The 23,594-nt window shown below is 73.3% G+C and carries 21 protein-coding genes and 4 pseudogenes; 19 read left to right on the top strand and 6 right to left on the bottom strand.

The features are described from left to right. Positions 1-70: 70 nt before the first annotated feature. Together OCT49_RS32520 and OCT49_RS32525 are read right to left on the bottom strand one after the other, a co-directional pair. Positions 71-1,123: a polyprenyl synthetase family protein gene (locus OCT49_RS32520; protein WP_283855376.1), complete on the bottom strand. Its 1,053-nt coding sequence runs from the start codon at positions 1,121-1,123 to the stop codon at positions 71-73. Further along, positions 1,120-2,181 carry a tetratricopeptide repeat protein gene (locus OCT49_RS32525; protein WP_283855377.1) on the bottom strand — a complete coding sequence of 354 codons (1,062 nt, stop codon included), beginning with the start codon at positions 2,179-2,181 and terminating at the stop codon, positions 1,120-1,122. Before OCT49_RS32525 ends, OCT49_RS32520 begins: the two co-directional genes overlap by 4 nt. A 367-nt stretch (positions 2,182-2,548) precedes the next feature. On the opposite strand from OCT49_RS32525, the gene OCT49_RS32530 reads away from it, so the two are divergent. From OCT49_RS32530 to OCT49_RS32540, 3 genes are all read left to right on the top strand, one after another. Next, positions 2,549-3,007, top strand: coding sequence for a hypothetical protein (locus tag OCT49_RS32530; protein ID WP_283855378.1), 459 nt, complete (start codon positions 2,549-2,551; stop codon positions 3,005-3,007). Between the two features lie 23 nt (positions 3,008-3,030). Continuing rightward, positions 3,031-3,222: a DUF6381 family protein gene (locus OCT49_RS32535; protein WP_283855379.1), complete on the top strand. Its 192-nt coding sequence runs from the start codon at positions 3,031-3,033 to the stop codon at positions 3,220-3,222. 147 nt (positions 3,223-3,369) lie between these two features. After that, positions 3,370-4,398, top strand: a complete 1,029-nt coding sequence (locus OCT49_RS32540) for an MsnO8 family LLM class oxidoreductase (protein WP_283855380.1) — start codon at positions 3,370-3,372, stop codon at positions 4,396-4,398. 164 nt (positions 4,399-4,562) lie between these two features. Here OCT49_RS32540 and OCT49_RS32545 read toward each other — a convergent pair whose 3' ends face one another. Further along, complete coding sequence (locus tag OCT49_RS32545) at positions 4,563-5,507, bottom strand: aminoglycoside phosphotransferase family protein (protein WP_283855381.1); 945 nt, start codon at positions 5,505-5,507, stop codon at positions 4,563-4,565. A gap of 168 nt (positions 5,508-5,675) precedes the next feature. Between OCT49_RS32545 and OCT49_RS32550 the strand changes: the two genes are divergently transcribed. Together OCT49_RS32550 and OCT49_RS32555 are read left to right on the top strand one after the other, a co-directional pair. Beyond that, positions 5,676-6,116 (top strand): NUDIX hydrolase, encoded by a 441-nt coding sequence (locus OCT49_RS32550; protein WP_283855382.1) that lies wholly within the window; start codon positions 5,676-5,678, stop codon positions 6,114-6,116. A 171-nt stretch (positions 6,117-6,287) separates the two neighbouring features. Further along, on the top strand, positions 6,288-7,301 hold the full coding sequence (locus OCT49_RS32555; protein ID WP_283855383.1) for a phosphotransferase: 1,014 nt from the start codon (positions 6,288-6,290) through the stop codon (positions 7,299-7,301). 56 nt (positions 7,302-7,357) lie between these two features. Here the strand turns inward: OCT49_RS32555 and OCT49_RS32560 are convergent, their stop codons facing one another. After that, positions 7,358-7,924 (bottom strand): DUF4291 domain-containing protein, encoded by a 567-nt coding sequence (locus OCT49_RS32560; protein ID WP_283855384.1) that lies wholly within the window; start codon positions 7,922-7,924, stop codon positions 7,358-7,360. A 282-nt stretch (positions 7,925-8,206) separates the two neighbouring features. Here OCT49_RS32560 and OCT49_RS32565 point away from each other — a divergent pair, with 282 nt between their 5' ends. From OCT49_RS32565 to OCT49_RS32580, 4 genes are all read left to right on the top strand, one after another. Continuing rightward, entirely contained in the window at positions 8,207-9,310 is a 1,104-nt protein-coding gene (locus tag OCT49_RS32565; RefSeq protein ID WP_283856012.1) for a M20 family metallopeptidase, read from the top strand. After that, positions 9,307-10,158, top strand: coding sequence for a GNAT family N-acetyltransferase (locus OCT49_RS32570; protein ID WP_283855385.1), 852 nt, complete (start codon positions 9,307-9,309; stop codon positions 10,156-10,158). The genes OCT49_RS32565 and OCT49_RS32570 overlap by 4 nt, the downstream gene beginning before the upstream one ends. Next, positions 10,155-11,264 carry an o-succinylbenzoate synthase gene (gene menC, locus OCT49_RS32575; protein WP_283855386.1) on the top strand — a complete coding sequence of 370 codons (1,110 nt, stop codon included), beginning with the start codon at positions 10,155-10,157 and terminating at the stop codon, positions 11,262-11,264. The genes OCT49_RS32570 and menC overlap by 4 nt, the downstream gene beginning before the upstream one ends. A 112-nt stretch (positions 11,265-11,376) precedes the next feature. Continuing rightward, positions 11,377-12,975, top strand: a complete 1,599-nt coding sequence (locus tag OCT49_RS32580; protein ID WP_283855387.1) for a PucR family transcriptional regulator — start codon at positions 11,377-11,379, stop codon at positions 12,973-12,975. Here the strand turns inward: OCT49_RS32580 and OCT49_RS32585 are convergent. Beyond that, positions 12,870-14,183, bottom strand: coding sequence for an MFS transporter (locus OCT49_RS32585; protein ID WP_502963439.1), 1,314 nt, complete (start codon positions 14,181-14,183; stop codon positions 12,870-12,872). The two genes, OCT49_RS32580 and OCT49_RS32585, sit on opposite strands and share 106 nt — an antisense overlap. Before the next feature lie 89 nt (positions 14,184-14,272). On the opposite strand from OCT49_RS32585, the gene OCT49_RS32590 reads away from it, so the two are divergent. The 4 genes from OCT49_RS32590 (at position 14,273) to OCT49_RS32605 (ending at position 17,125) form a co-directional block, all read left to right on the top strand. Next, positions 14,273-14,743: a winged helix-turn-helix transcriptional regulator gene (locus OCT49_RS32590; RefSeq protein WP_283855388.1), complete on the top strand. Its 471-nt coding sequence runs from the start codon at positions 14,273-14,275 to the stop codon at positions 14,741-14,743. Positions 14,744-14,823: 80 nt separating this feature from the next. Further along, complete coding sequence (locus tag OCT49_RS32595) at positions 14,824-15,501, top strand: ABC transporter permease (protein ID WP_283855389.1); 678 nt, start codon at positions 14,824-14,826, stop codon at positions 15,499-15,501. Then, on the top strand, positions 15,498-16,175 hold the full coding sequence (locus OCT49_RS32600) for an ABC transporter permease (protein WP_283855390.1): 678 nt from the start codon (positions 15,498-15,500) through the stop codon (positions 16,173-16,175). The genes OCT49_RS32595 and OCT49_RS32600 overlap by 4 nt, the downstream gene beginning before the upstream one ends. Further along, on the top strand, positions 16,172-17,125 hold the full coding sequence (locus tag OCT49_RS32605) for an ABC transporter substrate-binding protein (protein ID WP_283855391.1): 954 nt from the start codon (positions 16,172-16,174) through the stop codon (positions 17,123-17,125). Before OCT49_RS32600 ends, OCT49_RS32605 begins: the two co-directional genes overlap by 4 nt. Before the next feature lie 16 nt (positions 17,126-17,141). Here the strand turns inward: OCT49_RS32605 and OCT49_RS32610 are convergent, their stop codons facing one another. Next, a complete protein-coding gene (locus OCT49_RS32610) occupies positions 17,142-18,116 on the bottom strand; it encodes an acetylxylan esterase (RefSeq protein ID WP_283855392.1) in 975 nt (324 codons plus the stop codon). Positions 18,117-18,327: 211 nt separating this feature from the next. Here OCT49_RS32610 and OCT49_RS32615 point away from each other — a divergent pair, with 211 nt between their 5' ends. From OCT49_RS32615 to OCT49_RS39910, 6 genes and pseudogenes are all read left to right on the top strand, one after another. Then, positions 18,328-19,434 carry a LacI family DNA-binding transcriptional regulator gene (locus OCT49_RS32615; protein WP_283855393.1) on the top strand — a complete coding sequence of 369 codons (1,107 nt, stop codon included), beginning with the start codon at positions 18,328-18,330 and terminating at the stop codon, positions 19,432-19,434. Between the two features lie 38 nt (positions 19,435-19,472). Next, positions 19,473-21,083, top strand: a complete 1,611-nt coding sequence (locus OCT49_RS32620) for an FAD-dependent oxidoreductase (protein WP_283855394.1) — start codon at positions 19,473-19,475, stop codon at positions 21,081-21,083. Positions 21,084-21,183: 100 nt separating this feature from the next. Then, a pseudogene (locus OCT49_RS32625) lies at positions 21,184-22,159 on the top strand (hydantoinase/oxoprolinase family protein); the annotation flags it as partial. Next, a pseudogene (locus tag OCT49_RS32630) lies at positions 22,133-22,678 on the top strand (hypothetical protein); the annotation flags it as partial. The pseudogenes OCT49_RS32625 and OCT49_RS32630, both read left to right, overlap by 27 nt. After that, a pseudogene (locus OCT49_RS32635) lies at positions 22,584-23,458 on the top strand (hypothetical protein); the annotation flags it as partial. The pseudogenes OCT49_RS32630 and OCT49_RS32635, both read left to right, overlap by 95 nt. After that, positions 23,436-23,569, top strand: a pseudogene (locus tag OCT49_RS39910) (DUF2087 domain-containing protein); the annotation flags it as partial. The pseudogenes OCT49_RS32635 and OCT49_RS39910, both read left to right, overlap by 23 nt. Positions 23,570-23,594 lie beyond the last annotated feature (25 nt).

Consider the following 23,594-nt stretch of genomic DNA (forward strand, 5'->3'; position numbering starts at 1 on the left):
GCGGGCCGGGGCGACGGGCGACGGGACCGGGTGGGATCCGAGGGGTACTACGCGGAGTGTGGCGCCCTGGTCACCCGGTGCGGTCGACGACGAAGGGGAGCAGCCCGAGGATCTCACCGAGCGCGACCGGAGCGAGCGGAACGCTCTCCAGGCTCCGGCGGGCCTGCTCCAGCTGCTGTTGGGCCTCGGTCAGCACGGCGCGGCGGCCGCCCGCCTCCTCGACGAGTTCGGCCGCTCGCCGGGCGGTGGCGTCGTCGAGCGGGATTCCGGTGCCGAGCAGGGCCTCGAGCCGCCGGGCGGCGGGGTGGTCCGTGGCCAGGGCCGCGAGGACGGGGTAGGTCTTCTTCAGCCGTCGCAGATCGTTGTGCACGGGCTTGCCCGTGACCTCGGGGTCCCCCCAGGTCCCGAGGAGGTCGTCCACCGCCTGGAACGCCACCCCGAGATGCCGTCCCGTGCGGGTGAGCGCCTCCACGGTCGTGGTGGGGGCTCCGGCGAGCACGGCGCCCACCCCCGCCGCGCAACCGAGCAGCGCCCCCGTCTTGTGCTCGGCCATCCACCGGTACTCGTGCGGCCGCACCGCCTCCGGCCCGGTCCAGGGCCGGGACTCGAAGAGCAGGTCCTCGGCCTGGCCGTGCACCAGGTCGGTCAGGGTTCCGGCCAGCAGCCGCACCGCCGCCGCACCGTGCGGCCCGGGCGCCTCGGCCAGGGTCTGCACCGCCGCGGCGAAGAGCGCGTCGCCCGCGAGGACCGCCGGGCCCGTCCCGTACGCCTTCCACGCGGTGGCCCGCTGCCTGCGGGTCTCGTCGCCGTCCATGATGTCGTCGTGGATGAGGGAGAAGACGTGGATCAGCTCCACGGCCACGGCGCCGACGACCCCTTCCCGCGCCGGTGCCCCGGCCGCCTCGGCGCCGAGCAGTGCGAGGGCCTGGCGCAGGCCCTTGCCCTGCGAGCCCGGTACGGGGGTGCCGTCCACCACATTCCAGCCGAGGGAGAAGGCGGCCATCTCGGCGTGCCAGGGGTGCAGGTGCCGCACCGCCCGGGCGAGCGCCGGGCGCACGAGGTCGCGGCAGCGGGCGAGCACCTCGGGCGGGGTGGCCCGCTGGGTCACTGGCGAGGGCGTCATCGGCGTCCGCTCTCCCCGTCCGTGCCGTCACCGGCCGGTGCCACTCCGAGTTCGGCGTACGCCTTGTCCACCATCTCCCGGGCGTTGAGCAGGCCTATCCGGTCCAGGGTGCGGCGCAACCCGTCCAGGTCCTGCGCGGTGGCGTCGCGGTCCCGGCCCAGCCGCGCGAGCGACTTGACCAGGCCGAGCCGGGCCAGGGCCTCGCCCCGGGGCTCGGTCATGTCGCGGAACTCCGTGAGCGCCTCCTCGTACATCGCGCGCGCCTCCTCGTACCGGCGGGCACGGAAGAGGACGTTGGCGCGCATCTTGTGGTTGTAGGCGAGGGCGCTGGACAACTTCATCTCCCGGCACGTGAGTTCGGCCTCCGCGAGCAGGGTCAGCGCACGCTCCGGATCGTCCCGCAGGGAGACGATGTCGGCGATGCCGCGCAACGCCCATGCCCGGCCGCGCCGGTCGTCGGCGTTGCCCGCGAGTTCGGCCGCCTCCTCGAACATGGCCAGGGCGGTGTCGAGCGAGCCGGTGTTGCGGTGGATCTGCGCGATGCCCTCCAGGGCCCACACGGTGTGGCGCGCCTCGCCGCGTGCGCGCGCCTCCGCCAGCAGTTGCTCGTGCAGGGCGGCGACGGTCCGGTAGTCGCCCTGGATCCGCCCGGTCTCCGCGAGGCCCGCGAGCGAGTAGCCGCGGGCGACGATGTCCCCACCCCGCTTGCCCATGTCGGCCGCGAGCCCCAACAGCCGGAAGGCCAGCCTGAGTTCCCCGCGCTGGCGGGCCAGCGTCCCACCGCTCCACAATGCCCAGGCCATCGCCCCGAGGTCCTCGACCGAGCGTGCGGCCCGGTAACTGGCCTTCCACGCCAGGTCGGCCTCCGCCACATTGCCGAGCCTGCGGTGCGCCTCGGCCACGGCGAGATTGCACCGGGCCACTTCCCCGCCGGACCCGGAGCGTTCGGCCTCCTCCAAGTGCCGTACGCCTTCAGCCAGTACGTCCGTGAGGGAGGAGTTCACCGACATCTTCGTGAGGGCGCCTTGGTACTCGGGCGCCAGTGCCTTGCTGTGCATGGGAGCCTTTCGCGTGTGGCCGGGGCGGGACCGGAACAGCTATACGCGATATGTATACATTCGGTGTATAGCTGTCGGGTGTGCTGACCCGGGCACTCGTGGGGTTTGACGTGACCTGTTCACTCGCGGCGAACCGCCTTGCTGTGGATCAAGACGACGTACGCGGGCCCCGGGTTGCTCGGTGAGCAACAGAAGTCGACATCACCGGTACGGGAGGGCGACGGCCCGGCGTTCCGACGGGGTTCGGTGCGCCGCGCGGCCGGACGGCGGGTGCGCCCGCCGGGGTCGGGAGCTTCTCGCGGAGCGCCGATCGCACCCACTGGATAAGCTCGACGAGGGGCCCGGTACCAGAGGGACGGAGGCTCCCATGACGACGATCGAACCCCGTGACGTGCCCCCTCGCCTCGCCATCGGCGCGTTCGTCCTCAACTCCGGCCTGGGCAAACTGAAGGCCGACGCGGAGATGGCGCAGAGCCTGCACGGCATGGCCTGTGTCGCCTACCCGTTCCTGCAGCGGATCGAGTCCGGGCGGTTCACCCGGTTGCTCGCCTGGTCGGAGATCGCGCTCGGTGGCACCCTGCTCGCCCCCTGCGTGCCGACCCGGCTGGCGGGGCTGGCGCTGACGGGGTTCGCCGGGGGCCTGGTCGGGCTGTACCTGCGGGTCCCCGGAATGCATGAACCGGGCAGTCTGCGGCCCACCCAGAACGGCACTCCCCTGGCCAAGGACTTCTGGATGCTGGGCATCGGGCTCGGCTTCCTGGGCGCGAACGCCCGTTCCACGGCCCCGGGCGTTTCCCGGTGCTGTCGGCACCGGCGCCGGGGCTGAGGAGAACCACCCAAGGAGTGATCATGAGCGAGTCGGACGAACTCCGCGGTCGTGTACGGCAACTGCGTGCCAAGGCGAAGGACCTGAAGGGCGAGGCCGAGCGGGCCACCGACCCGAAGGAACGCCGACGCCTGGAGGACAAGGCCCGCAGGCTCGAATCGGAGAGCGAGCAGGTGAGCGGCATGGCGAGCGGGGACATCTATCCCATGGAATGAATGGAACGAGGCCGGGCGGAGCGGCTCCGGAGCCGAAGGCCCCGGCGAAGGGCAGGAAAGGCGGAAGCCGGGGAGAGCGGAAGACGGGAGAAGCCGGGGCCGGGGAATCCTGGCGGCGCGCGGGTGTTGCACAAGGGTGTGAGTTCCGTGATCGCATCCACCCGGTTTTCCGTGCTCGACCGCTCCCGCACCCGTGAGGGGCACGACGGCCCCGAGGCACTGCGCGACACCGTGCACCTCGCCGAGGAGGCCGAGGCGCTCGGCTATTACCGGTTCTGGGTGTCCGAGCACCACAGCGTGCCGGGCGTCGCCGGTTCCGCGCCGACCGTGCTGGCCGCGGCCGTCGCGGCGGCGACCTCCGCCATCCGGGTCGGGACGGGCGGGGTGATGCTGCCCAACCACCGGCCCGTGGTGGTGGCCGAGCAGTTCGGCGTACTGGAATCCCTGTTCCCCGGCCGGATCGACATGGGCATCGGCCGCTCGGTCGGCTTCACCGACGGCATCCGCAGGGCGCTGGGCGGCGACCGGCCGGCCGCCGACGACTTCGCGGCGCAGCTGGCCGAACTGCTCGGCTGGCTGGACGGTACGCAACGGGCCCACCCGCAGGTCCACGCCCGCCCTGCCGAGGGGCTGCGCATCCCCCCGTTCGTGCTGGCCACCGGCGAGGGCGCCGGCATCGCGGCGGCGGCCGGGCTGCCGCTGGTGATCGGCGACCTGCGCGGCCGGGAGAAACTGTTGCGCGCCGTCGAACGCTACCGACGGGACTTCCGCCCCTCCGCCCGGGCCGCGGAACCGTACGTGGTCGTCGCGGGCACCATCGCGGTCGCCGGAAGCACGCGGGAGGCCCGGCGGCTGCTGATGCCGGAAGCGTGGTCCATGGCGCACTCCCGTACCCACGGCGTCTTCCCGCCGCTTGCTCCGCCCGACCGGATCGGGGCGAGGACCATGACGGAGAAGGAGCGCCGCTTCTACGAGGACGGGCTGAGCGGACACCTCCATGGCACGGAGGACGAGGTCGCCGCCGGTCTCGAAACGGCCATCGAGGAGACCGGCGCCGACGAGGTGCTCGTCACGACCAGTACGTACGACCGGGCGGCCCTGGTGGACTCGCTGCGTCGCCTGGCCCGGATCGCGCGACTGACCCCGCACGGGGCGGTGCCGGCCGCACTGTCCTGACGGCGCCGGGCGGCCGGGTGGCCGCGGGCGAAGGACGTGTGCACCGCGCGGCCGGGTCCTCCGGGCCGACGGCCCCCGTGGTGTCCTGGGGGCGGGGACGGTGCTCACCGAACCGGCGCGAATGCGAAGAGGGACCACCCCCGCGGCCCGACGCCCGAGGCATGTCAGTGTTTTTGTGCCGACCGGTCCAACAGGCCCGTGGCGATGGCCACCTGGGCCGGGTCCAGAGCGGTTTTACCGTCCTCGATGTCCCACAACGCGTTCTGCAGGACCCGGCCCAGCGTCCAGCCGACCGCCCGTTCCCGGTCCAGTCCGAGCGCCTCGGTCAGCAGGTCGAAGCGGTGGAACACCGCGCGTGTCACGTCGCCGGCCGCCACCACTTCTGCCCAGCGGTTGGTCAGCGCGGGCAACAGCTCGAAACCGGGATCGCCGGCCAGGGGCTCGGGATCGATGGCCAGCCAGGGCTCCCGCTCGGCGGCGAGGACGTTGTCGTAGTGCAGGTCCCAGTGCAGCAGACGGTCACCGGACTCGCCGACGAGTTCGGCCACCGCGGACGCGCACGTGCGCACCAGCCGTTGCTCGGCCGGGTCACTCAGTGCGGGCACCGCGCGGGGCGTCTCGTCCAGCATGGCCGCGGCGACATCGGTCAGCCGCCGGATGTCCGGCGGCGCGGGCACCGCGACCAGCCGGGCCAGCAGATCGGCCAGGATGCGGATGGCGGCCGTGTCGTCGGCCACCGACGACAGCGGCCGGCTCGCGTCCAGCCGTTCCAGCAGCATGGTGCCGCTGTCCGCGTCGTGGTCGAGCAGGCGCACCACCCCGTCGCCGTTCCACACGCGCAGACCCGACGCGGCACCGGCGTTGTCCTCGGTGACCTGCTGGAGCTTCAGCACCGCGGGCGTACCGTCCGCACGGGCCACCGGCAGGACGAGGGAGGCCATGCCGTGGTCCGGGGGGCCGTCCGGCTGCAGCGACCAACGGTCCAGGAACTCCCCGGCCAGGCCGGGCAGGGCGGCGATCCAGGCCCGGCCCGAGGCGCCGCTGTGCCGGGCGTAGCACGCGGCGAAGGCGTCGGGCACACGGAGGGGACCGGAGGTGTTCGTGCTCATGATGGTTTCTCCTTCGTCCGGTTCGGATGGTGTGACCACGGGTGCGGGAGCCGCCGTACGGGCCGGGGCCCCGTCCGGTTACGGCCCCGGTCCATGATCGGTAGGTTGTTCCGTACGGCCCGGGCGGGCCAGGTGTTGTGTTCTGGGGGAGTACACATGGGAAATGACATGAGATCACGCGTTTCGGCCTATGCGGTGGCCGTCATGGAGGACCGGCTGCTGTTGACACAACTCTCGGACACCTCCCCGGTGTTCCTGCCCGGGCTGTGGCATCTGCCGGGCGGCGGGATCGACCCGGGCGAGCAGCCGGAGCAGGCACTGGCACGTGAGCTGTACGAGGAGACCGGCCTCGAACTGCGGGAGGCCCGGCTGGTGGACGCCCGGTCCTACACCGCCCACCGGCTCGGAGTGCACTGGCACCTCGTGGGGCTCTTCTACCGGGTCGAACTCGCACCCGGCGCGCTCGCGGTCACCAAGTCCGACGACTCCACCTCCGCCGTCGCCTGGCTGCCGCTGGCGGACCTGGCGCGCTCGCAGCTGTCGCCCGCGGCGATCGACGGACTGGGCATGATCGGCACGCAAGGGGTGCAGAAAACACAAGGGACGTAAGAAAGGCCGGGGAGGCGAGAAGGGCCGGAGGCGTGCGGGAGTCACGGCGCACCGCCCACCGGCCGCAGCGGGCGGCTGCCACCGCGCCCGAGCCCCGGGGCGCACGTGCCGCAGTGCACCGGGCCGGAAAACCGGATGAGGAACCGGGGGCCGGAGCGGTGGGATGGGGCGATGGACAGTGACGAGCAGATGGCCGTGGACCGGGGACAGTACCCGGACGCGGTGACGCCCTGGGAACGCAAGACGTGGCGGGAGGCGGCCCTGGACTGGGCCGGGCAGGGGCTCGCCGCGCACGGGCTGCGCCGGGCAGGCCCGTGGAAGGTGCGGCTGCGGCCGTGGTCCGTGCTGGTACGGATGCCCCTCGCGGACGGCGGCACCGTCTGGTTCAAGGCCAACCCGCCCGCCAGTTCCTTCGAGGCCGGGCTGACCGAAGCGCTGTCCCGCTGGGTGCCCGAGCACGTGCTGCGGCCGCTCGCCGTCGACGCGGACCGGGGCTGGTCCCTGCTCCCGGACGGCGGCACGCTCTTCCGTGACGCGCTCGACGCGGCCCGCCCCGCCGCCGACCCGCGCGCCTGGGAGGAGCCGCTGCGCCAGTACGCCACGATGCAGCGCGCGCTGCTCCCGTACACCGGGGAGATCGAACGGCTCGGCGTCCCCGCCGCGCACACGGCCGAACTCCCCGGCCTCTTCGACCGGACCGTCGAGGAGAACACCGCGCTCGACCCCGCCGACCGCGGGAAACTGCGTGGGCTGCGGCCCCGGTTGGTGGAGTGGTGCGAGGAGCTCGCGGACACGGGCATCGCCGACACGCTCGACCACTGCGACCTCCACGACGGTCAGTTCTTCGTCGCCGGGACCGGCCGCCACACCTTCTTCGACTGGGGCGACGCGGCCGTCGGCCACCCCTTCTGCAGCTTCCTGGTGCCCACCGGGGCGGCTCGCGAGCGATTCGGCCCCGAGGTGCTGCCCCGGCTGCGGGACGCCTATCTGGAGCCGTGGACGGGCGAAGGCCGCACCACGGCCGGGCTGCGACGTGCGGCGGCTCTGGCGTGGCGGCTCGGGGCGATCGGCCGGGCCCGTTCCTGGGGACGTCTCTTCCCCGGCGCCGGCGACGGCCTCGGCACCACGGGCGACACGGAAGGGGCGCGTCAGCTGATGAGGCTCTTCACCGAACCGCCGTGGTGACCCTTCGTCGAACCACTGCACGGGCGACCCTCCCGGGCGCCCCGTGCGGCGGGTGGTCAGGCATCGATGCACAGGGACTTCGCGAGGGCCGGGGGCACCGGGTAGACCCGCTCGGGAGGCAGCAGCCGCGCGGCCTGCGTCGCCCGGCCGCCCTGGCTGAGCTTCGCGATCCTGCGGACCAGGGGAGTCACGTCGGTGAGACCGACGACCCATTCCTCGGCGAACGTACGGATCAGCCCGCGCCCCACCCCGACCTGGATGCTGTAGTGGTTCAGGGCGGCTCCCCGCAGCGAACGCTCGGGATCCCACTGGACGTGCACGGGAGCCCGGGAGACCGCGGCGGGATCGGACGTCGTCAGCACGGCACGGGACAGGGCCTCCTCCCACCCCTCCCGGGTGATCCGCACCGCGAGGACGCGTTCCTGGCCCGGCTTCTGCGCCCAGTTGCTGCGGTGCATGAGCCACAGGAACGACGGCTTGATCCAGGTCATCCGGTTGAACGAGAACGGCGCCACGAACCGGTTCGCCCGCAGGGCCGGATCGGCCACCGCCGATGAGTACGCCTGGTAGACGACGATCGTCCGGGCGTCGTAGTCGGCCCGTATCCGGTGCTGAGCAGTCATGAATTCCACGCTTTCAGCAGGTGCGAGCGGTCCGCAAAAGGTTTTCCGGCCCGGCCGGACGAACCTCCGTGCCCGCGTATCCGCCGTACGTCTTCGGCGCGGCGCACCAACGAAGGGCCGGATTTTCGTGCGCCGCCACCAACCGGGCCCGCCCCGTGCCGTCTACCGTCCTCCTGGTGGCGGCGGAGTGCCGCTCCTTCGGAGGTGACCATGGCGAGTACGACAGACCCGACGGCTCCGGCGGCGAGAATCCTCACCGCTCTGGAGGCCGGGCTGCCGCAGATGCTGGACGACATCGGGCAACTGGTGCGCACCGAGTCGCCCAGCGACGACCTGGCCGCGGTCGCCGGCTGCGCGAGGGTCGTCGCCGGGCTCGGCACCCGGCTGACCGGCGCGGCGCCGGAATGGGTCGACGGCTCGGGACGGCCCGCCCTGCGCTGGCGGTTCGGCTCCGGCGACCGGGTCCTGCTGCTCGGTCACTTCGACACGGTGTGGCCGGTGGGCTCGTTGTCCACCCACCCCTTCGAGGTGACCGGGGGCCGGCTGACCGGGCCCGGCTGCTTCGACATGAAGGCGGGCGTGGCACAGCTGTTCCACGCCCTGTCCGTCCTCGACGACCTGGACGGGGTGTCGGTGCTGCTCACCGGGGACGAGGAGATCGGCGCCCCGACCTCGCGCGCCCTGATCGAGGCCGAGGCCCGCCGCACCCGGGCCGTGCTCGTCCTGGAGGCGAGCGAGAACGGCGCGCTGAAGACGGTCCGCAAGGGCGTGTCGAGCTACGGGCTGGGCATCGCCGGACGCGCGGCGCACGCCGGTCTCGAACCCCATCGCGGCATCAACGCGACCACCGAACTGGCCCACCAGATCCTCGCGTTGTCCGCGCTCGCCGATCCGGCGGCCGGCACCACGGTGACCCCGACCGTCGCCTCGTCGGGCACCACCCGCAACACCGTGCCCGACGCGGCCCGGCTGATGGTCGACGTACGGGTGGAGACGGCCGCGGAGCAGGACCGGGTGGACCGTGCCGTGCGGGCCCTGCGGCCGGTGACCGAAGGCGCCTCGCTCACCTTCACCGGCGGCCCGGACCGGCCGCCCCTGTCGGCCGACGCCTCGGCCGGACTGTTCGAACTCGCCCGGGAACAGGGCATGGAACTGGGACTCGGAACCCTGCGCGGGGTGGCGGTCGGCGGCGCGTCCGACGGCAACCTCACCGCCGGGGCGGGCACCCCCACGCTCGACGGGCTCGGGGCCGTGGGCGGCGGGGCGCACGCCGACGACGAGCACGTGGTCGTCGCCGAACTGCCCCGCCGCACGGCCCTGGTGGCCCGCCTGGTGGCGGCACTGCTGCACGAATCGCCGACCGGACCCGGCGGAGCGGCCGGGTGAACGGGACACGAGCGGCGGCGGACGCCGCGGACCTGGCGGCGCGCCGGGCGGGCGTGACCGTGTCGGAGCTGCACCGGCCGGAGGAGATGCACGAGGCGTGCCGGGTGCTGGACCGGATCTGGCGGCCCGCTTCCGGCAGCCCGTTGATCCCGCCGGAGCTGCTCCGGGTCTTCGCGCACTCCGGCAGCTATGTCGCGGGCGTCCACCGGGACGGCCGGATGGTCGGGTTCTGCCTGGGCTTCCTGGCCACCGAGGGGCTGCACTCGCACGTGGCCGGGGTCGACGACGGACTCCGGGGCCGCAACGTCGGCTTCGCCGTCAAACAGCACCAGCGGGCCTGGGCCCTGGCCCGCGGCATCACCACGATCACCTGGACCTTCGACCCGTTGATCAGCCGCAACGCCTACTTCAACCTGGCCAAACTGGGCGCGGAACCCAGCGAGTACCTGCCCGACTTCTACGGCAGCATGCAGGACGAGGTCAACGCGGGGACCGAGACGGACCGGCTGATGGTCCGCTGGGAGCTGACCGGCCCGCGTGCCGTCGCGTCCGCGACGGGCACCCCCGCTCCCGCCACGGCCGGTGCGGCGGGCGGACCCACCGCGGTCGGGCTGGAGGCCGGACCCGACGGCCGCCCCGTCGTCGGGGACCTGAAGGGCGACACCGTCCTGGTCCGGGTCCCGGCGGAGGCGGAGGCGATGCGCCGGGAGGCCCCGTCCCTGGCCCGTGAGTGGCGCCGTGCGCTGCGCGACGTGCTCGGCGGGCTGATGGCCGAGGGACACGCCGTCACCGGATTCACCCGGGACGGCCGGTATGTGATCGAAAGACGTCAGGAGAACCGGACATGAAACTCGTCGGTGTGGAACTGCGCCGGATCGCGATGCCGCTGGTCGCCCCCTTCCGGACCTCGTTCGCCACCCTGGACACGCGGGAGATCCTGCTGGTCAGGGTCGAGACCGGGGACCAGGAGGGCTACGGCGAATGCGTCACCATGGCCGACCCGCTGTACTCCTCGGAGTACACGGCGGGCGCCGCGGACGTGCTGCGCCGCCACCTCGTGCCCGCCCTCACCGCCCTGCCGGACCTCGACCCGTGGGCGGTCGCGCCCGCGCTCGCCGCGTTCAAGGGACACCGGATGGCCAAGGCCGCCCTGGAGACCGCGGTACTGGACGCCTGGCTGCGCACCCACGGGATCTCGATGGGCCAGTGGCTGGGAGCGACGGCCGCACGGGTGCCGGCCGGGGTGTCGGTCGGCATCATGGACTCGGTCCCCGCCCTCCTCGACGCCGTCGACGGCTATCTCGCCGAGGGCTACCGGCGGATCAAGCTGAAGATCGAACCCGGCTGGGACGTGGCACCGGTGCGCGCGGTCCGGGAACGCTTCGGCGACGACGTGCTGCTCCAGGTGGACGCCAACACCGCCTACACCCTGGCCGACGCCGCGCAACTGGCCCGGCTCGACCCGTACGGGCTGCTGCTGATCGAACAGCCCCTGGACGAGGAGGACCTCAGGGGCCACGCGGAACTCGCCCGGCGGGTGCGCACCCCCATCTGCCTGGACGAGTCCGTCGTCTCGGCCCGTTCGGCGGCCGACGCGATCGCGATGGGTGCCTGCTCGGTCGTCAACATCAAACCGGGCCGGGTCGGCGGCTACCTGGAGGCCCGGCGGATCCACGACGTGTGCGCCGCCAACGGCGTCCCCGTCTGGTGCGGAGGAATGCTGGAGACCGGCCTCGGCCGCGCCGCCAACGTCGCGCTCGCCGCACTGCCCGGCTTCACCCTGCCCGGCGACACCTCCGCGTCCGACCGGTACTACCGGACCGACATCACGGAGCCGTTCGTGCTGGAGGACGGCCACCTCGCCGTGCCCCGCGGACCCGGCATCGGAATCTCCCCGGTCCCGGAGAAACTGGCCGAGGTCACCACCGGGGCCCCGGAGTGGATCGGCCGGTGACGGGCCGGCCGTCGTATCCGGACGCGGTGGCGGCGGGACGGCGCGTCCGGGCCCTCGGCCCCGGGTCGTCGCGGCCCGGGGGCCGAGGGCCCCGGTCGATTACGTTGTGACGATGACGGAGCAGCCCCGGGCCGTGCTCGGCCGGATCATCGACGACCTCGGATCGACCCTGATCGAGGTGGCGGCCGGCGAGGCCGACCCGGCCCGCGCCATCGGAGGAGTGCTGATCCAGGACCCGTTGGACGAACCGGCGGGCCTGCCCGGCGCGGTGGTGCTCGGCGTCGGCGTGTACGGGGCCGGGCCCGTCGCCGCCCTGGTCGACCGCGCGCACGGGCTCGGCGCGGCGGCCGTCGTGGTCCGCGCCCCGGTCCCGGTGGACGGTCCCGTGTCCGAGGCCGCCGCGCGCACCGGAGTGACCGTGCTGGGCCTGACCCCCGGCGCGTCCTGGGCCCAGGTGGCCGCCCTGCTGCGGTCGCTGCTCGCCGTCGACGAACTGGGCACGGTGGGCGGCCCCGGCGACCCCGACGGCGCCGAACCGCTGGCCGGGGACCTGTTCGCCCTGGCCAACGCCACGGCCGGACTGCTGGACGGCCCGGTCACCGTGGAGGACCGGAGCGGGCGGGTGCTGGCCTTCTCCAGCAGACAGGAAGAGGGCGACGACGACCGGATCGCGACCGTCCTCGACCGGCAGGTGCCCGCCGGGAAGCTGCGTGCCCTGGAGGCGGTCGGAGCCTTCCAGGCCCTCTACGGCAAGGAGGAACCCGTCTACGTGGACGGGCTGTCGGACAGGCCCCGGGCCGCGATCGCGATCCGGGCCGGCGGCGAGATCCTCGGGTCGATCTGGGTCGTCGTCGACGCCCCGCTGAGCGAGGACCGCAGCCGGGCGCTCCAGGAGGCGGCGAAGGTGGCCGCCCTGCACCTGCTGCGCCGCCGCACCGGCGAGGACGCGGAGCGGCGGCTGCGCGCGGACCTGCTCGCCACGGTCCTGGACGGCGGCGAGCACGCGCCGCAGGCCGCCGCCCGGCTCGGCCTGGCCGCGCAGCCGGCCTGCGTGCTCGCCCTCACGGTGACCGGCGAGCCGTCCGCGCCCGACCGGGTCGCCGCGGGCCACCGCGCCGCCGAGGCCCTCGCCCTGCACCTGGTCGCGATCCACCCCCGGACCGCCACGGCCACCCTCGGGGGCGTCACCTACGCGGTCCTGCCCACGGCATCGGACGAGCAGGGGCTGCGGGTGGCCGAGGCGTTCCTCGGCCGGGTCGGGGACCGGTTCCCCGCCGTCATCGGCGTCGGCCGGCTCGCCGCCCGCCCGGCCGAACTGCGCCGCTCCCGCGCCGACGCGGACCGCACGCTGCGGGTCCTCGGCTCCGGCCGCACCCGGCGCCGGGCCGCCCGGCTGTCGGACGTCTACGCCGCCGCGCTGCTGGAGGAACTGACGGACCGGATCGCCGCCGAGTACGACCTGCCGGACGGCCCGGTCGTACGGCTGCTCGCCCACGACGAACAGCACGGCACCGCCCTCACGGACACCCTGGACGCCTGGCTGAACACCTTCGGCGACGTCCCCGCCGCCGCGGCCGCCGTGCACGTCCACCCCAACACCTTCCGCTACCGGCTCAAACGGCTGGCCGCGGTCGCGGACCTCGACCTCGCCGACCCGGAGGCCCGGTTCGAGGCGATGCTGCAACTGCGCCTGCGACCGCCGCGCCCCTGATCCACCGTCCACACGAGGAGCGCGAGCGCGCTGATCGCGGCGCCGAGCAGACACACCGCGCCCCACCCGGCCCGCGCGTGGACGGCCGTCGAGGCGAGGGCGCCGGTGGCGCTGCCGATCGAGTAGAAGACCATGTAGCCGCCGATCAGACGGCTCCCGGCCTCGGGGCGGACCGCGTAGATCAGGCTCTGGTTGGTGACGTGGACGGCCTGCACGGCCAGATCGAGGACGAGCGCGCCGATCACCAGCGCCCACAGCGACTGCCGGGTGAGGGAGAGCGGGAGCCACGACATGGTGAGCAGGACCAGCGCGATACCGGTCGTCCACCCGGCGAGCCCCCGGTCGTGCAGCCGCCCGGCCGGCGCGGCCGCCAGCGCGCCCGCGGCTCCCACCAGCCCGAACGCCCCGATCGCGGTGTGTGACAGGGACAGCGGGGGCTCGCTCAGCGGGAGGGCGACACAGCTCCACAGGGTGCTGAAGGCGGCGAAGACGAGCAGGGCGAGCAGGGCGCGGACCCGCAGCACGCGTTCCTCGGCGAACAGCGCGAGCGTCGAACGCAGCAGCCGCACGTACCGCATGGAGGCCGGTGGCGTCGTCCGGCGCGGCAGTACGCGGGCGAGGGCCAGGGCGAGCACCAGGGTCAGCGCGGCCGAGGCGAGGTAGACCGCCCGCCAGCCCGCGAGGTCGGCCAGCGCGCCGGAGACCGTGCGGGCGAGCAGGATCCCGATGACGATTCCGCTGGTGACCAGGCCGACCGCGCGGCCGCGCCGGTCCGGGGCGGACAGCGACGCCGCGAAGGCCACGAGCGTCTGGGTCACCACGGCGAGGAAGCCCACGGCGGCCAGGGCGGTCAGCAGGACCGGCGCGGCGACCGCCGTGCCGGTGGCCGCGAGCGCCACCGCGAGCAGCGCCAGCTGGGCCACGACGAGGGTCCGCCGGTCGACCAGGTCACCCAGCGGCACCAGCAGGAACAGCCCGAGGCCGTAGCCGATCTGGGTGAGGGTCACCACGATGCCGACGGACGCCGTACCGATCCCGAACTCCCGGCCCAGGGTGACCAGGAGGGGTTGCGCGAAGTAGACGTTGGCCACCGCCGCCCCGGAGGCGACCGCGAAGAGCAGCAGGGTGCGTCCGGAGAGGGCGGGCCCGGGTGTTCCACCGGCCGTGTCCACGGTCCTGGTCGTTCTCTCGCTGTCGGTCACGGGCACCCCTCGGCTTTTTGGTTGCAAGTTGCTACCTGATGGACGCTAGTGCCGACTGGTAGCATGTTGCAACCGATGGGATGGAGCGAAGCGGCATGGTGAAGCGGACGCGCCTCGACGGCAGCAACTGCCCGGTGGCCCGGTCGGTCGACGCGATCGGCGACTGGTGGGCGCTCCTGATCGTCCGCGACGCGTTCGACGGCAGCCGCCGCTTCGGCGAGTTCCAGCGCAGCCTGGGCATCGCGAAGAACATCCTCGCCACGCGGCTGCGCGAACTGGTCGGCAGCGGAATCCTCGACCTGGTTCCGGCGGCCGACGGCGGCGCCCGCCACGAGTACGTGCTGACGGCCAAGGGCAGGGACCTCTTCCCGGTCGTCGTGGCGCTGCGGCAGTGGGGCGAGGCGCACTTCTTCGACCCCGGCGAACCCCACTCGGAGATGGTCGACCTGCGCCACGGCCGTACCCCGCGGCCCCTGGAGGTCCGGGCGGCCGACGGACGCCTGCTCGGACCGGACGACGTCACGGTGCGAAAGGTCGAACGGTCCGGGGCGCCGGAACCCGTGTGACGGGCCGGGAACCCGCCCCGTACCCCCGGACAGCCGATCAGGACGCGCACCCGCCCGCACCCCCGCGCTCCAATGGACGGGTGACCGCGCCCCCCGACGACTGCCTCGCGCGCAACGAGTGGCTCTGCGGGGCCTACCTCTCCAGTCGGCGCGAGATCCTCTGGGACGCCGTCGTCCAGCACGTCCAGCTCACCACGGCCTCCGTGCTCATCGGGCTGCTCCTCGCCGTTCCGCTCGCCCTCGCGGCACGGCACCGGCGCTGGGCGGCGGGCCCCGTGCTCGGCGTGACGACCGCCCTGTACACCATCCCCTCGCTCGCCATGTTCTCGCTGCTGCTCCCGGTGTACGGACTCTCGGCCTCGCTCGTCGTCGCCGGACTCGTCCTGTACTCGCTCACCCTCCTCGTCCGCAACCTCCTCGCCGGACTGCGCGCCGTGCCCGAGGAGACCCGACAGGCCGCGCGCGGCATGGGATACGGCCCGCTGCGCCTGCTGCTCACCGTCGAACTGCCCCTCGCCCTGCCCGCCGCCATGGCCGGACTGCGGATCGCGACCGTCTCCGCGGTCTCCCTGGTCACGGTCGGCGCGATCGTCGGCCACGGCGGACTCGGCAACCTCATCTACTCCGGCATGAACACCTACTTCAAGGCCCAGGTGCTCACCGCCTCCGTCCTCTGCGTGCTCATCGCCGTCGCCGCCGACCTGCTGCTCCTGCTCGCCCAGCGGTTCCTGACCCCGTGGACCCGGAGGCGGGCGTGAACATCCTCGCCGAGGCCTGGTCCTGGCTCACCACCGCCACGAACTGGACCGGCGAGGGCGGCATCCGGGACCGCCTCGTCCAGCACCTCTTCCTCACCGTCGTCTGCCTGCTGATCAGCTGTCTGATCGCGCTGCCCGTCGCCGTGCTCCTCGGCCACCTCGGCAGGGGCGGCGCACTCGCCGTCAACATCTCCAACATCGGCCGGGCCGTTCCCACCTTCGCCGTGCTGGTGCTGCTCCTCCTCACTCCGATCGGCGGCCACGGCGAGTGGCCGACCGTCATCGCCCTCGTGCTCTTCGCCGTACCGCCGCTGCTCACCAACGCCTACGTCGGCATGCGGGAGGTCGACCGGGAAGTGGTGCGCGCCGCCCGGGGAATGGGCATGACGGGCCGGCAGCTGATGCTGGGCGTCGAGGTGCCCCTCGCCCTGCCCCTGATCCTCACCGGCGTACGGATCGCCGCCGTCCAGCTCGTCGCGACCGCCACCCTCGCGGCCCTGGCGGGCGGCGGCGGACTCGGCCGCATCATCACCGCGGGCTTCAACCTCGCCTCCACCCCGCAGGTGGTCGCCGGAGCGGTCCTGGTGACTGCCTTCGCCCTGATCGTCGAAGGGCTCTTCGAAGCGGCGCAACGACTCCTCCCCGCCCGGCTCCGCGGCGCGGCGACCCGATGAGACCGCGCGGAGCGTTCCCGCTGCTGACGGCGCTGCTGCTGGCGGCGACCGCCTGCGCCACCGGCCCCTCCCTGGAGAGCCGGGGCGAAGTCACCGCGCCGCCCGGCGACAGCGAGCACCTCACCATCGGCTCCGCCGGATTCACCGAGAGCGAGCTGCTCGCCCGGATGTACGCCCTGCTGCTGGACCGGGCCGGCTACACCACAAAAATCATCACCGTCACCAACCGGGAGATCTACGAACCCGCACTGGAGAACGGCCAGATCGACATCGTGCCGGAGTACGCCGCCACCTTCGCCGACTGGCTGAACGCCAAGGAGAACGGCGCCGACGCCGCCCCCGTCGGCTCGCCCGACATCGCCACCACCATGAAGGCCCTGCGCGCGCTGGCCGCCCCCCGCGGCCTCACCGTCCTCGACCCCGGACGCGCCGTCGACCAGAACGCCTTCGCCGTCACCGCCGCGTACGCGGCCGAACACCGCCTCAGGACCCTCAGCGACCTGGGCGCGTCCGGCCTGCCCGTACGGCTGGCGGCCGGTGACGAATGCGTACGGCGCCCCTACTGCGCGCCCGGACTGAAGAAGACGTACGGCATCCGCGTCACGGCCGTGGACCCCAAGGGCGTCGGTACCACCCAGGCCAAACAGGCCGTCCGCGACGGTCAGGACCAGATGGTCCTGACCACCACCACCGACGCCACGCTCGACACCTTCGGCCTCGTCCTGCTCGCCGACGACAAGCACCTCCAGAACGCCGACCACCTCGTGCCGGTCGTCAACCGCTCCCGGGCGGGCGGCGAGGGCGTGCGCCGGGCACTGGGCAGGCTCGGCACCGTACTGACCACCGCCGACCTGGCCCGGCTCGACGAGCAGGTCGACAGCCGGCGACGGTTGCCCGAGGACGTGGCGCGCGCCTACCTGGAGTCCCGGCACCTCCTCCCGCCCGGCTGACGGCCGCCCCGGAGGGTCAGGCCCCCAGCTTCCCCGGCAGCCAGCCCAGCTGCACGGCCTCCTGGAACGGCCCGCCGCCCTCGTGGTCGTTGAAGTCGTACACCTCGATGGTCTTGTCCGGGTGGGCGTAGGCGTTGAACGCGGCGAAGACCGTCGAGGGCGGGCAGGTCATGTCCTCCAGGGCGGTCGAGAACAGCGCCGGAGCCCGCCCGCGGGCGGCGAAGTGCACCCCGTCGAAGTAGGCCAGCGTCGCCCTCGCCCGGTCGGACCGGCCGCGGTGCGTCTTGAGGTAGTTGCCGATCTCGCGGTACGGGTTGCGGTCGGTGACGGTCAGGGCGCGCGGGAAGTCGCACAGGAACGGGACGTCCGGCGCGATCGCCGCGAGATCCGGTATCAGCCCGCCGACGGCGAGCGTGATGCCCCCGCCCTGGCTCTCGCCGATGACCGCGGTCCGCGCCGCGTCGGCCAGCGGGTGCGAGCGCGCCGCCTCCACCGCACGCACCGCGTCGGTGAACACCCGCCGGTAGTAGTACGCGTACGGGTCCTCGATGCCACGGGTCATGAAACCGGGGAACGCGGGACCACTGCCCACCGGGTCCGGGGTGTCGCCGACCCGCCACCCGCTGCCCTGGCCCCGGGTGTCCATCACGAAGTGGGCGAAACCCGCCGAGGCCCAGAGCAGATGGGTGTGCGCCAGACCCCGCCCGCCGCCGTAGCCGATGAACTCGACGACCAGCGGCAGCGGCTCCGCGGCCCCCGCCGGGACGACGAACCAGCCCTTGACCGGATGACCGCCGAAGCCCGCGAACGTCACGTCGTACACGTCCACGGTCGCCAGACCCGTACCGGCGCGCCGCTCGAACCGGGCGTCGAGCTCGTGGGACCTGGCCTCGTCGAGCGTCTTCGTCCAGAACGCGTCGAAGTCCTCCGGCTCCACCGACGCGCTGCGGTGCTCGCGCAGCCGGTCGAGCGGCAGATCGAACAGGGACATACGGGACCGCCTTCTTCGCAGGGTGGGTGATCGCCCACGGGGATGCCGATCACACCGTACGGCGGTGGCCCGCGCCGGAACGAGCCCGTCCGGTGCGGGAAAGAACACGGTGAAGAAGTTGTGTCCACCCCCTTGACCGAGGGTGGTTCGGCCCTCACAGTACTCGTCAACACACATGAGTAATACGCATTAATGAAATTGAGGAGCACAGGTGGAGGAACCCGGGAAGCGGGCCAGGCCCGGTCGCGCGCCCGCACCGGCGGGCCGCACGGGCCGGCCGCGCCAGGCCGAGGTCGCCCGGCTCGCCGGGGTCTCGCAGGCCACGGTCTCGCTGGTGCTCGCGGACAAGAGGCAGGGGCCCGCGATCTCCGAGGAGACCCGGCAGAAGGTGCTGGAGGCGGCCCGCAGCCTCGGCTACGTCCCCGACCCGGCGGCCCGCAGACTCGCGGCGGCGCGCAACGACCTGCTGGGCGTCTTCAGCTTCACCGCGACCTTTCCGACCGATGTGCGGCACTCGTACTACCCGTTCCTGGTGGGCGTGGAGCAGGAGGCTGCGGAACGCGGCTACGACCTGGTGCTGTTCACCGGTTCGAGCACCGGGGGCGCGGGGGCCGGCGCCCCCGACACCCTGGGCCGGGTCCGCCTCGCCGACGGCTGTCTGTTCCTCGGCCGCCACCCACCGGTCCAGGAGCTGCGACGGCTGGTCGCCGACGGCTTTCCCATGGTCCACCTCGGCCGCCGGGACGAGCCGGAGGGGCTGCACTGGGTCGGCGCCGACTACGTGAGCGCCGCCCGCGAAGTCGTCGACCACCTGACCTCGCTCGGACACCGCCGGATGGTCCTGGTCCGTGAGGACGACGAGGCACCCGCTTCCACCGACCGCGAACTCGGCTTCCGCCGGGGGCTGGAGGCCGTCGGCCCGAGCAACGGCCCCGGGGCCGTCTTCCGTTCCGCAGACCCGGAGCGTGACCTCACCCCGGAGCGGCTGCGGGGCTGGCTCGCCGACGGCGTCACCGCGTTCGTCGCCGAGGAGACCGACACCGGGGACGCCTGGCGGGCCCTGCGCCGGGCCGTCGGCGAGGCCGGGATCGACTGCCCGCGCGACGCCTCGCTGGCGCTGCTCGGCAGCCCGCCCGCCGACCTCGCGGACGGCCCCGAACCCACCGGCTTCGACATCCCCCGCACCCGGCTCGGCGCGGCCGCCGTCCGGATGCTCGCCGCACTGGTCGCGGGGGAGGAAGCCACCGAACCCCTGGTCGCCTGCACCTTCCGGCCCGGTGCCACGTCGGGCCCACCGCCCGCCGCCGAGGATCACTGACCGACCGCACCACCCGCACGCACAGCAGAAGGAGACCCGTGACACCCGAACCGGACATCCTCGTCGTGGGCGCCGGACTCGGCGGCATCGCCGCCGCGCTCGCCGCCTGCCGCGCCGGACGCACCGTCGTCCTCACCGAGGAGACCGACTGGATCGGCGGCCAGCTCACCTCCCAGGCCGTCCCCCCGGACGAGCACCCGTGGGTGGAGCAGTTCGGCACCACCGCCTCGTACCGCACACTGCGCGAGGGCATCCGGGCGTACTACCGCCAGTGGTACCCGATGCGCTCCGAGGCCCTCGCCCGCACCGACCTCAACCCGGGCGCCGGACGCGTCAGCAAGCTCTGCCACGAACCGCGCGTCGCGCTCGCCGTGCTGGAGGCGATGCTCGCGCCGCACCGGGCGGCGGGCCGCCTCACCCTGCTCACCCGGCACCGGGCCGTGGCCGTCGAATCGGACAACGATGTCATCCAGGCAGTCGCCCTGGAGGACCTCCGGACCGGCGACCGCACCACCCGCACCGCCCGCTACGTCATCGACGCCACCGAGACCGGCGAACTCCTCGAACTCGGCGGCGTCGAGCACGCCGTCGGCGCCGAGGCGCGCGACGAGTTCGACGAACCGCACGCCCCCGAGGAGGCCCAGCCGCTCAACCAGCAGGGCATCACGGTGTGCTTCGCGCTCTCCCACCACGAGGGCGAGGACCACACCGTCGACCGGCCCGCCGACTACGACTTCTGGCGCTCCCACCGCCCCGACTTCTGGCCCGGTCCGCTCCTCGGGTTCCAGGCGCCCGACCCGCGCTCCCTGGAACCCGTACCGCGCACCTTCGTCCCCAACCCGGACGTCGACCCGCTCGCCGTCGGTGCCGACCAGAGCGCCGACGCGGGCGACAAGGAACTGTGGGGCTTCCGCCGCATCCTCGCCCGCGGCATGCACCGCCCCGGCGCCTTCGACTCCGACATCACGCTCGTCAACTGGCCGCTCAACGACTACTGGCTCAAGCCCCTGATCGGAGCCGGCGACGAGGTGACCGCTCAAGCGGTCGCCGAGGCCCGGCAGCTGTCGCTCTCGCTGCTGTACTGGCTGCAGACCGAGGCCCCCCGCCAGGACGGCGGCACCGGCTTCCCCGGACTGCGGATCCGCCCCGACGTCACCGGCACCGACGACGGACTCGCCAAGGCCCCGTACGTACGGGAGTCCCGCCGGATCAAGGCCGTCACCACCGTCACCGAGCACGACGTGTCGATCGACCTCGTCGGCCCGCACGGCGGAACGCGCCACCGGGACGCGGTCGGTGTCGGCAGTTACCGCATCGACCTGCACCCCTCCACCGGGGGCGACAACTACATCGACGTCGGCTCGGTGCCGTTCGAGATCCCGCTCGGCGCCCTCGTGCCGCGCCGCGTCCGCAACCTGCTGCCCGCCGGCAAGAACATCGGCACCACCCACATCACCAACGGCTGCTACCGGCTCCACCCGGTGGAATGGAACATCGGCGAGGTCGCCGGTGCCCTGGCCGCCCACTGTCTGGCCGAAGGCGTCGAACCGGCACAGGTCCAGTCGAGGGACGAGCGGTACGAGGCCTTCGCGCGACTGCTCGACCGCGACGGGGTCCAGCGCCACTGGCCCGACGTACGCGGCTACTGACCACGGACGCCGGAACCGTGAGACGCCGGGTGGGACAGCTCCACCTGTCCCACCCGGCCCGCCCGCGCATCAACCCACCCGCACAAGGAGGTGCCCAGCCATGACCACCCACCGCATCCGCGTCGGCATCGACGTGGGCGGAACCTTCATCGACGCCGTGGCCGTCGACGCCACGACCCTCGAACTGCTGGGTCAGGTGAAGGTTCCCACCAGCCACCACCACGAGGACGGCGTCGCCCACGGCATCGTCGAGGCACTCGACCGGCTGCCGGAACAGACCGGCCGCGCCGCCGAGGACGTCGCTTTCCTGGCACACGGCACGACACAGGCTCCCAACGCCCTGCTGGAGGGCGATGTCGCCACCGTCGGGCCGATCGGCATCGGAACGGGCCCGGTGCCCTGCTCACCCGCCGGCTCGCCTCGCTCGGCAGACTCGAACTCGCCCCGGGCAAGCGGCTCCCGCTCTCCTACGTCCATGTGGCCGACCCCGAGGACGCGGACGAGGTGCGCGCCGCCGTCGACGCCGTCACCCGGGAAGGCGCCCAAGTCCTCGTCGCCAGCGAGCCGTTCGGCGTCGACCGGCCGGAGGGCGAGCGGGCGGTCCTCGAAACGGCCCGCCCGCACGGCCTGCCGATGACCGCCGCGCACGAGATCACCTTCCTGTACGGGCTCGCCAAGCGGACCCGCACCGCCGTAGTCAACGCCGCGATCCTGCCGCGCATGCCGGCCACCGCCGACCTCGTCGACGCCTCCATCACCAGGGCCGGGGTGAACGCGGCCCTGATGGTGATGCGGTGCGACGGCGGTGTGATGTCACTCGACGAGATGCGCAGACGCCCGCTGCTGACCGTGCTCTCCGGCCCCGCCGCGGGGTCGCGGGCGCGTTGATGCGGGAACGGATCAGCGAGGGCCTCTTCCTGGAGACCGGCGGCACCTCCACCGACATCAGCGTCGTGTGCCGGGGCAAGGCCGCCGTCCGGCACGCCACCATCCTCGGCAGGGCCTCGTACCTCTCCGCGCTCGACGTGCGGACGGTCGGCGGCGGCGGGATCGTCGGCGTCGGGCCCCTGGCGGCCACGCCCACGCACGAAGGACGCGACCGCGGGTTGCTGCTCCACTGGGCCACCGTGGCAACGGCGTTCGGCGCCGGACTCGCCCCCGCCCCGTCCCGGGCCCGCGTCGTCGAACGCGACGGCGGGCTGGAACACGGCCTCCTCGCCCGCTCCACCTCGCGCCCCGTGACCGTCGAGCTGTACACCGACACCCTCGCCCGCGCGGAGGCCCTGGTGGACGAGCTCGGCCGGCGCCACTGGTACCCGACGGGCTCCGTGCGTGCCGCGGCCCTCGCGCACGAGGCCGTCCACGAACTGCTCCATCACGGCCCGGTCAAAGCCGCGCTGAAACAGGCGCTCGGTCATGTCGTGCTGCGCGCCGGACGCCTGCGCCTGTACGGCCATGTCGCCGGGGCCGAGGAGATCGCCGCCCACGCCCACGCCCGGCACCGCGGCCGCCGCGCCCGCCGGCTTCCCCGACTACCGGTACGTCAGGACGCTGCTCGAACCCTCGCGGCTGAAGTACAACCCCACCGGCGAGATCATCTTCCCCTGCATCAGGAGAGCGGCGGGCCGGGTGCCGAAGCCGCTGGGCCGCTACTACCTCTACTACGCCCCCGGCGGCATCTGCCTCGCCCACGGCGACAGCATCGAGGGCCCCTTCACCGAGTGCCCCGCCAACCCGATCGTGTCCGACGACCGGCAGCCGCACTACGAGGTCAGCCACGTCTCGTCCCCGCACGTCCTGTGGAACGAGGACGCGCACGAGATGTGGCTCTACTTCCACGGCGAGAACACCACGACCCGCCTCGCCCGCTCGAAGGACGGCATCCACTTCACGTACGACAAGGTGGTACTGACCACGGCGATGCTTCCGGCCGGGACGACGGAGACGTCCTAAGCCCGGGTCTTCCGGCACGACCTGCCCTCGCGCGGCGCCCGCTACGTGATGCTGTTCATGCGGAACGACACCACCGACCACCGGGACATCGGCTGGGGCTGGTCCGCCGACGGCCGCAAGTGGACCTTCGACCCGAAGCCCCTGATCAGCCATGCCGACGTCGGTGCCGTGAACATTGGAGGCCCGCACCTGCTCACCCGGAACGGCAGCGCGTACGTCGTCTACAACACCGACCGGGGGAGCGGCGGAAACCTCCTGATCACCGAGGTCGGCAACGCTTCGGCCGCCGCGTCCACCCGGGTCTCCTCCACGACTCGCTCCCCGGGGCCCCGGACAACGGCCGCAGCGCGGCGCCCAGTTTCGGTACGCAGGACGGGGCGGCGTACATGGTCTACGAGGCGGGACCGGACCTGCACCGAGCGCGAGGTCAACGAGGCACTGCTCACGGTGCACGAGGACTGCGCCGCTACCTGGTCGTCGCCGGTCTGCTGGCCCGTTCCAGGGACGGCGGCAGCTACCGGCGCGGGCGGTAGCGCGAACCGGGCCGGTACGCGGCGC

Origin of the sequence: Streptomyces sp. ML-6 (genome assembly GCF_030116705.1) — a bacterium.
Taxonomy (GTDB): domain Bacteria; phylum Actinomycetota; class Actinomycetes; order Streptomycetales; family Streptomycetaceae; genus Streptomyces.